This window comes from Actinosynnema sp. NPDC002837 (assembly GCF_040295345.1).
Classification (GTDB): Bacteria; Actinomycetota; Actinomycetes; order Mycobacteriales; family Pseudonocardiaceae; genus Actinosynnema.
Window position 1 is genome coordinate 164,486 of record NZ_JBEOVG010000010.1, and the last position, 6,416, is coordinate 170,901.

Below are 6,416 nucleotides of genomic sequence, written 5' to 3' on the forward strand. Positions count from 1 at the left end.
ATCGTGACCAAAGGGTGACACGTTGGTCGCAGCACGCGACTCCGTCGTTACCGGGCGGGAGCGTTCGTTAACCGGACGACGGGAATACTGTCAATACTGCACCGCGAACGCATCTTGAAGCCAGTGTTTCGTCCGGGTCAACGGTCAACGGCCTTGCCGTCGCCAGGTCCGCGCGGTGCTCAGCGGACCGGCGAACGGAGCACCGGCGGTGACGCCTTCGGCCTCCGGCAGGACCACCAGCAGGTCTGCTACCTGGAACAACGGCAGCGAGACCGCCTGCTGCCAGAGCACCGGCTCGATGGTCTTGAGGGCGTCGGCGAGCAGCACCTGCCCGCTGAGGGCCTGTTCGATCACCGGCTGGACCGCCTGGTCGCAGAAACCGGACAGATTCGCCGGAATGGGTGTACCGCCGTCCTCGGGTGACGGACGGCACCCGAATGTGGATGCCAGAACGGCCGCGGAATCGCCGGCGTCGACCTGGGGCACGACGGCAATGTCGACGGGCTCATTGGAAGCGGCGGTATCCGACAGATCTTGGCCGAACAACTGATTGGGCGGCGTTGTCAGGACGCGTGCGGCGATTCCGGACAATGACAGTTGACGTTGAACCCGGTTGGCGACGGTCACGTACGGCTCGATCCCGGCCGGTGCAGCGATGGTCAACTCGAAGGGCTTGCCGTCACGCCCCCACTGCCCACCCTCCGGTCGGGTGTAACCCGCTTCGGTGAGCAGTAGCGCCGGGTCACCGGCCTTGGCGGGCATGGTCGGGGTGTAGCCGGGCTTGCTCGGCGGGATCACCTGGGCGTCCGTGCGGAGGTTCGCGCTGGGCCCGCTGCGGGTGCCGGCGGCGATCAGGTCGTCGCGGTCGAGCAGGTTCATCACCGCGGTGCGGACGCGGAGGTCCTGCATTCGTGGCGAGGCGGGTCGGAAGAGGAGTTGGACGACTTCCGGGCGCGGGACGACGACGCTCGCGAGTGACGTGGTCTTGGCCAGTTCGTCGATGTCCTTGACCGCGATGGCGTCCGCGCGGATGAGGGCGACCTGGTCGTCGCCGGTGTTCAACGCCTCGACCGTGTCGTGCTGGGTGGCGCGGCGCAGGATCACCCGGTCGAGGGCGGGCGGCGCCTCCCAGAAGCGGTCGCTGCGCTCGAGGATGATCTCGCCGCGCGGCTGGTCCAGCGTGCGGACCGCGAACGGCCCCGCGGTGGCCGGGAAGCTGTCCGCGAGCGCCGCGCTCCACCCGCCGGGCGCGTCTTTCAGCAGGTGGGCGGGCAGCAGGTTGCGGAACAGGCTGCGCCAGCCGGGGTAGGGCTTGGTGAACACGACCTCGACGACCTTGCCGCCCTCACGGCTGGCGATGTCGTCGATGAGCCGGTACCCGGCGGGGTCGATCACCCCGGGCTCCTCCCGCATGCGCTGCCAGAGGTACACGAAGTCCTCGGCCGCGATGGGCGCCGAGTCCGACCAGCTGGCATCACGGCGCAACGTGTAGGTGACCGTGTACGGCTCCGCGCTGGTCACCTCGGCGCTCACCACGAGGTCCAGGTCGAGCCGCGGGCTGCCGTCCGCGTCGGTTCGGAAGGTCGAGGGCAGCAGCAACGCGGCCAGCGCCGTCGTGACCGTGCTCTGGCCCGCCAGCGTGTGCGGGTTGTAGCCGCCCTTGACGTCGTCCATGCCGACGACGACCTCGTTCTGCTTCTCCTTCGGGACCACCGTCATGCCGGGCGTCGACGGCACCAGGGGCGGCGGCGGTGTAGCCGTGCAACCCGTCGCGACCAGCGCGAGCGCAGCCAGAACCGCAAGAACCCTCCGCGTCCCCATGGGTACGAGCGTGCCAGACGACGCTGACAGTTGACGCCCAACCCCACCACTCCCCGACCGCGATCTCCCCCACTCCCACTCCCAGCCCTCGCCCCTCCACCGCGCTCACTCGCCACGCCCCGCCGCACCCGAGCCAGATCCGCCGCGCCGGCCCCCGGCAGCGAGGCGGCCAAGGCCCGCAACCAGGCGGGTCGGCAGTCACGGGCCATTCCGCCGCCGGCCCGGGCGGCCAGCCGCGGGCTGTCCGGCCGGCGCGCTCGGCAGCCCCGATGGCTCGGCGTGCCGATGGCTGGCGATCTGGCAGCTGGCGGGTCTGCGGGCCGGGCGGTCCGGCAAGTCCGACGGTCCGGTAGGTCCGACGGTCCGGTAGGTCCGACGGTCCGGTAGGTCCGACGGTCCGGTAGGTCCGGCGGTCCGACGGTCCGGCAAGTCCGGCGGTCCGGCGGTCCGGCAAGTCCGGGGCCCGGTGGGCCGGTGGGGCCCGGCGGCGGGCGGGCTGTGGGGGTGGCAGGTGGGGGTGGGGGAAGCCGGTGGGTTTGGGAGGCGGGGTGGGTGGGGTGGTCGGGGTCGGGGCGGTCGGTCGGTTTCCTCATGTTCCAACCGAGGGGCGGTAACGGTGTTACCGTACATTTCTGGCCTATGTTCACCCGATCGTGTTTGGTGGCCACGGGTGGACGTTGGGGAATGCAGACGGGCACCCCTGGCCGAAGCCGGAGGTGCCCGTCGAGCAGACCCTATATATAAGGTGTAGCGGTCAGCCCCGCAACTTGTTGCGGCTGCGCTCGCGGCCCCGCTGGTTCGCGTCCAGGATCACCTTGCGCACCCGCACGACCTCCGGCGCGACCTCGACGCACTCGTCGGGGGCGCAGAACTCGAGCGCCTCCTCCAACGACAGCTTCCGCGGCCGGGCCAGGGTCTCCATCACGTCGGCGGTCGACGTGCGCATGTTCGTCAGCTTCTTCTCACGGCAGACGTTGACGTCCAAGTCCTCCGCCCGCGGGTTCTCGCCGACGACCATGCCCTCGTACGCCTCGGCGCCGGGCTCGACGAAGAACGTGCCCCGGTCCGCCAGCTGGATCATCGCGTACGCGGTGATCTGGCCCGACCGGTCGGCGACGAGCGAGCCGTTGTGCCTGGTCCGGATCTCGCCGGCCCACGGCGCGTAGCCCTCGGACACCGCGTTCGCGATGCCGGTGCCGCGCGTCTCGGTGAGGAACTCGGTGCGGAAGCCGATCAAGCCGCGCGACGGCACGACGTACTCCAGCTTGATCCGCCCGGAACCGTGGCCGGACATGTTCTCCATCCGGCCCTTGCGGTTGGCCAGCAGCTGGGTGATGGCGCCCAGGTGCTCCTCCGGCGCGTCGATCGTCAACCGCTCGAACGGCTCGTGCAGCTTGCCGTCGACGGTCTTGGTGACCACCTGCGGCTTGCCGACGGTCAGCTCGAAGCCTTCCCGCTTCATCTGCTCGACGAGGATGGCCAGCGCCAGCTCACCGCGGCCCTGCACCTCCCACGTGTCCGGGCGCTCGGTGGGCAGCACGCGCACCGACACGTTGCCGACCAGCTCCGAGTCCAACCGGGCCTTGAGCACCCGCGCGGTCAGCTTGGTGCCGCCGCCGCGGCCGGCCAGCGGCGAGGTGTTGACGCCGATGGTCATCGAGATCGCGGGCTCGTCCACCGTGATGCGCGGCAGCGGCTCGGGGTTGTCCACGTCGGCGAGCGTGTCGCCGATGGTGATGTCCGGGATGCCGGCGATGGCGACCAGGTCACCGGCCCGCGCCTGCTCGGCGGGCACGCGGTCGAGCGCCTCGGTGATCAGCAGCTCGGTGATGCGGACCTTCTGGATCGTGCCGTCCTCGCGGCACCAGGCCACCGTCTCGCCCTTGCGGATGGTGCCCGCCTCGATCCGGCACAGCGCGATGCGGCCGAGGAACGACGACGCGTCGAGGTTCGTCACCAGCGCGCGCAGCGGCGCGTCGGAGTCGCCCAGCGGGGCCGGGATGTGCTTGAACAGGACCTCGAACAGCACGTCGAGGTTCTCCTCGTCGGGCAGGCCGCCGTCCTCGGGCTGGTTGAGCGAGGCCCGGCCGGCGCGCGCCGAGGCGTAGACGACCGGCAGGTCGAGCACCGAGTCGTCGGCGCCGACCTCGCTGGCCAGGTCGAGCAGCAGGTCGTGGGCTTCCTCGACGACCTCGGAGATCCGGGCGTCGGGGCGGTCGACCTTGTTGACCACCAGGATCACCGGAAGACCGGCGGCCAGCGTCTTGCGCAGCACGAACCGGGTCTGCGGCAGCGGGCCTTCGGAGGCGTCGACGAGCAGCACGACGCCGTCGACCATGGAGAGGCCGCGCTCGACCTCGCCGCCGAAGTCGGCGTGCCCCGGGGTGTCGACCACGTTGATGGTGACGGGACCGTCGGGCGTGTGGCGGCGCACGGCGGTGTTCTTGGCCAGGATCGTGATGCCCTTCTCACGCTCCAGCTCGCCGGAGTCCATGACCCGGTCGACGAGCTCGGCACGTTCGGAGAAGGCCCCGGACTGGCGGAGCATGGCGTCGACGAGGGTCGTCTTGCCGTGGTCAACGTGCGCGACGATCGCGACGTTGCGCAGGTCGTTGCGGACCAGCGTTTCCTTGATCGACGCGGTGGCCGTGGGCACGCGGAACTCCTAGAGCTGTCTGTGCGAGGGAAGCCAGGCGCCGGACGTTGGATCGCGCGCAGCCTGAGTACAGCTTACCGGGCGCAGTGCCCTTACCACACACGGACGGCAGGTGAGGTCAGCCTCACCTACTCTGAGGACACCCGGATGAGTGGAGCACGCCGCGTGGGCAAGGTCAAGGTGAAGAAGAAGTGCTGCCGTTCGACGCCGAGGTGCAAGAGCTGTCCGGTCGTGGTGCTGCTCAAGGCGCGGGAGAAGGCCGCGAAGAAGGCCGCCAAGCAGGAGCGCAAGGAGCGCAAGAAGGCCGGCAAGGCGGATGGGGCGAAGGCGGGGAAGAAGGCCGGCAAGAAGAAGGTGGCCGCGTGAGGGCCACCGCCCGGCCGACGCCGGGTGGGACGGGGCCGCCCGCGGGCTAGCCCATCACCGCTTCGTTGATCCTGGCCAGCTCCGGCGCGGTCCGGGTGGCCTGGAACTCCACCACCTGGTACTTCGCCAGCTTGGCGGTCGCGAACGGGTCGGTCGCCAGCAGCGCGTCCAGCTTCCCGCGCGACATCGGCCGCGCGATGATCACGCCGCCCACGCGGGGCACCTGACGGCCCGAGGCCAGGAAGTGCCCGGCCTCGTACTGCTTCTTCAGCCACTCCACGTGGTCCGGGAGCGCGTAGTCGACCTCGTCCAGCGGTGCGGTGTACTCCAGCAGCACGACGTACATAGAAGAAATGTAGACCCGTGACACACCCGGGTAACACGCTAGGATCGCGGCTATGCGCACTCTTTACCCGTTCTGGTGGTCCGCCTTCCGGCGGCCCTGAGAACTGCGCGTCAGACGAACGCAGGCCGCCCGCCGGGGCGGCCTTCGTGCTTTCGGGGGTCACGTCGAGCGGGCACACCCCGAAGGGATCACCATGATCAGGCTGTCCGCGATCACCCCGTCCGGTCCCGTCCAGCTGGGCAACTACCTCGGCGCGATCAGGCGGTGGGCCGCCGAGGGCACCGAAGAGGACGTCTACTTCATCAGCGACCTGCACGCGATGACGACGTCGCACAACCCGTCACGACTGCGATCGCTGACCCGGGAGCAGTTGGCGGTGCTCATCGCCGCCGGCGTCGATCCGCGGTCGGTGGCCGTGCAGTCCGACCTGGTCCGCGAGCTGGGCGCGTTGACGTGGGTGCTGGAGTGCACCTGCACGTACGGCGAGGCGGCCCGGATGATCCAGTTCAAGGAGAAGTCGGCGGGCCGGTCGTCGGTCCGGTTGAGCCTGCTCACGTACCCGGTGCTGATGGCGGCCGACATCCTGCTGCAGGGCGCGCACGAGGTGCCGGTCGGTGACGACCAGCGGCAGCACGTGGAGCTGGCGCGGGTGCTGGCGCGCCGGTTCAACGGCACGTACGGCGAGGTGTTCGTGATGCCGCGCTCGGTCGTGCCGCCGACCGCGTCACGGGTCCGCGACCTGGCCGATCCGTCGCGGAAGATGGCCAAGACGGCGAAGGACGCGGCGGGCACGGTCTTCGTGCTCGACCCGCCTGACCTGGTGCGGCGCAAGATCCGGCGGGCGGTGACCGACGACCGGGGCGAGGTGCGCTACGCGCCGGAGGAGCAGCCGGGCGTGGCGAACCTGCTGGAGATCCTGGCGGCGTGCACGCGGAAGGACCCGGAGGAGCTGGCGGGTTCGCTGAAGGACTACTCGGAGCTGAAGGAGGCGACGGCGGACGCGGTGGTCGAGGAGCTGCGGCCCGTGCGCGAGGCGACGCAGGGGCTGCTCGACGACCCGGCCGAGCTGGACCGGGCGCGGGCGCACGGCGCGGAGCGCTCCCGTGATCGCTGCGGTCACCGCCTCGACGCCGCCCTGCGCATGTCCGGCCTGGGCTGACTGCGCAAGTCGAACGCTCAGGTCCACCGAAAGCACGACACGCCGGACAATGGCCTTACTCGCGCCGC

5 protein-coding genes are annotated in these 6,416 nt (G+C 70.4%); 2 read left to right on the forward strand and 3 right to left on the reverse strand.

Annotated elements, in window-relative coordinates; translation table 11 throughout:
- Positions 1–144: 144 nt before the first annotated feature.
- Both ABTZ99_RS10620 and typA read right to left on the reverse strand, forming a co-directional pair.
- On the reverse strand, positions 145–1,719 hold the full coding sequence (locus ABTZ99_RS10620) for an ABC transporter family substrate-binding protein (protein WP_499610253.1): 1,575 nt from the start codon (positions 1,717–1,719) through the stop codon (positions 145–147).
- Between the two features lie 856 nt (positions 1,720–2,575).
- Positions 2,576–4,477 carry a translational GTPase TypA gene (typA, locus tag ABTZ99_RS10625; RefSeq protein ID WP_498774296.1) on the reverse strand — a complete coding sequence of 634 codons (1,902 nt, stop codon included), beginning with the start codon at positions 4,475–4,477 and terminating at the stop codon, positions 2,576–2,578.
- Between the two features lie 147 nt (positions 4,478–4,624).
- Between typA and ABTZ99_RS10630 the strand changes: the two genes are divergently transcribed.
- A complete protein-coding gene (locus tag ABTZ99_RS10630; RefSeq protein ID WP_498774294.1) occupies positions 4,625–4,843 on the forward strand; it encodes a hypothetical protein in 219 nt (72 codons plus the stop codon).
- A 46-nt stretch (positions 4,844–4,889) separates the two neighbouring features.
- Here ABTZ99_RS10630 and ABTZ99_RS10635 read toward each other — a convergent pair whose 3' ends face one another.
- Positions 4,890–5,189: a YciI family protein gene (locus ABTZ99_RS10635; RefSeq protein ID WP_498774292.1), complete on the reverse strand. Its 300-nt coding sequence runs from the start codon at positions 5,187–5,189 to the stop codon at positions 4,890–4,892.
- Between the two features lie 193 nt (positions 5,190–5,382).
- On the opposite strand from ABTZ99_RS10635, the gene trpS reads away from it, so the two are divergent.
- Entirely contained in the window at positions 5,383–6,348 is a 966-nt protein-coding gene (gene trpS / locus ABTZ99_RS10640) for a tryptophan--tRNA ligase (RefSeq protein WP_499610257.1), read from the forward strand.
- Positions 6,349–6,416: the final 68 nt, after the last annotated feature.